The organism is Stieleria sedimenti (assembly GCF_025060895.1).
Lineage (GTDB): Bacteria > Planctomycetota > Planctomycetia > Pirellulales > Pirellulaceae > Stieleria > Stieleria sedimenti.
The window spans coordinates 2,114-4,893 of record NZ_JANZKV010000325.1 but is presented as its reverse complement, the minus strand read 5'-3'; the positions used below and the strand labels follow the sequence as shown (position 1 = coordinate 4,893).

1 protein-coding gene is annotated in these 2,780 nt (G+C 58.0%); it reads left to right on the top strand.

The annotated features are described in order from the left end of the window. Window positions 1-230 precede the first annotated feature (230 nt). Window positions 231-2,645, top strand: coding sequence for a CehA/McbA family metallohydrolase (locus tag NZK35_RS32330; protein WP_259636658.1), 2,415 nt, complete (start codon window positions 231-233; stop codon window positions 2,643-2,645). Window positions 2,646-2,780: the final 135 nt, after the last annotated feature.

Sequence of the window (2,780 nt, the reverse complement as noted above, 5' to 3'; positions counted from 1 at the left end):
GCTCAACTTAGCGGTATTGGCCTAAAGGCTACACACCAACAATTGTTGAATCCCTGATTCCTCTCTTCTAGTTTACCCGCTGAATGCATTTTTTTGAGAACGAATTTGAAATCCACGATTCGCGAAAATCCCTGTCGTGCACGCTCCAGCGACGGATACGTTACAAAATGATACCCCACAGTCCCTTCCGTCCCCTGACCCCCTTCCGTCCCCTGACCAAGGAACGTTCGATGAACATTGCACGCTACGTCTCCAGCCGCAACCTTCTGGCGATCGGCATCGCAATTTGTTTGATGCACCCGGGTCGTCTGGCCGACGGACAAGACGACTTGGCGATCGTCCATCGTGTTCCCAAACAACCGCTGTTGGCCGCGACAGCACGGTTGGCCGAAGCGATGGAGTTTGCCGGATCACCGCTTGACGAGGCGACACGCGCCGCGATTCTGTTGGCCCGAGAACTCGACACACCGGCCGACGTTTCCCGCGCCATTCAATCGACCTTGGACCCGTTGTGTTTGGCGTCGGTGCACATCAATGCCGAAAGCCGAGTCAAGGTCGCCGAAGGCCCCGTCAAAAAACAGCTGATGCAACAAGGCTGGCGAGCCTTCTTGGTCAAAGTCCACAACGAAGCCGGCATCACGGCGGAATTGGTCGCCGACAGCCCCAACGCCGCACCGGTTTATCAACAGGGACGCGGCGCGAGACAACAGCCTCGTACCGACGAAGACTTGGTCGATCCGAGTGAAACCGAAGACCGTTGGCTGGATCTGTCCATGCTCAACCGTGCTCCGATGAAAAAACAACTCAGCGGCCTGAACCTTGAATACCGAATCGTGATGCTCGGCAGTCGCGATGCCGGGAAACGTGAAGCCAATATCGCCTTCAATGTCGGCCAGGGAACACAGGACATCGGGTTTCGAAACAGCGTTCCGATCCTGTTCGATTGCCAAAGAGCCGTTGACGTGCAACTGGGGATCAGCGATGTCGATGGCAAGCCGACGACGGCCTCGCTGTTGATCACCGACGACCGGGGACGCGTGTACCCCAACCCCGCCAAGCGGCTGGCGCCCGATTTTTTCTTTCACCATCAGGTCTATCGCGCCGATGGCGAATCGGTCTTGCTGCCGCCAGGTGAGTACAACGTTTCGGTCACGCGCGGGCCAGAGTACGTACCGATCCGGCGACGTCTTCAAATCCCAGAAACCGCCCAACACCGTGAATCGTTTCAACTGAAACGTTGGATCCATCTGGCCAAACGCCGCTGGTACTCCGGCGACCACCATGTCCACGCCGCCGGCTGTGCCCATTATGACAGCCCCACCGAAGGCGTCGGCCCCGAAGACATGATGCGGCACCTGCTGGGCGAAGATGTCAACGTCGGCTGCGTGCTCAGTTGGGGCCCCTGCTGGTACACGCAAAAGGAATTCTTCAACGGCCAAACGTCTGCGCTTTCAACCGAAGACAACCTGATGCGCTACGACGTCGAAGTCAGCGGATTCCCCAGTTCCCACGCCGGTCACCTGTGCCTGCTGAATCTATCCGAAGACGACTATCCGGGCACGAAAGTTCTCGAAGACTGGCCCAGCTGGACCTTGCCTGTGCTCAAGTGGGGCAAACAGCAAGGCGGTGTTGTCGGTTACAGCCACAGTGGATGGGGATTGGCGCTGCCGGACAAGATGCCCGACGGATCACGCAAGTTTGTCGGTCGGCCCTGGGGCGGAGCCGCGGGGGATTGGCGAGGCCGAGCCGCAGATACGCTGCCCGATTATGAGATGCCTCCATTCGATGGAATCGGAGCCAACGAATACATCGTCACCGTGACCGAAGATGTTTGTGATTTCATCTCCGCCGTCGACACGCCGGCGATCTGGGAATTAAACATTTGGTACCACACACTCAACTGCGGGATGACCGCCCGGATCAGTGGAGAAACCGATTTCCCCTGTATCTATGGCGACCGCGTCGGCTTGGGCCGGATCTATGTGCAACTCGACGAGGATCATCCTCTCAACTACGAAAATTGGATCGCGGGACTGAAAGACGGTCGCAGCTATTGCGGGGACGGACTGAGTCACATCATCGACTTCGCCGTCGACGGGCTGGGTGTGGGACAAAAACGATCGGCAACCGACTCGCCCAGCCGCTTGGATTTGGCCCAACCCGAAACCGTCAACGTCACCTTCGACGTCGCGGCGCTGTTGAAAGAATCGCCGACCGACGAAACCGAACGGATTCGAAAACTGCGTTTGGATGAAAAACCGTATTGGCACCTTGAACGCTGTCGAATCGGTGACTCGCGTCGCGTGCCGGTGGAAGTCATCGTCAACGGCCGTGTCGCCGCGACACGCGAAATCGTCGCCGACGGATCGCTGACTTCACATTCGATTCCCGTCCCGATCGACGCGTCGTCTTGGATCGCGCTCCGCATCCTGCCCTCGGTTCACACCAACCCGGTCTTCGTCCACGTCGCCGGCGAACCGATCCGGGCCAGTAAGAAAAGTGCCCAATGGTGCATCGATGCCGTCGAAACGTGTTGGAATTCCAAACGCGGTCAAATCCGAGAGTCCGAACGGGCTGAAGCAAAAGCCGCCTACGACCGCGCCGCGGAGCGCTATCGAACGATTCTCACTGAATCAAAACAGTAGCCGAGGAGTCCGTTCCAAAATCCAATCGCCCCGAGACTTCGAAGCATTTCTAGCGGTAGGGCGCGAGCCTAATGTCACTTACTTTGGCTCTAACGGTGTTAGCGGAACGGCGCGAGCAGGCTGTCGATTTAGTCG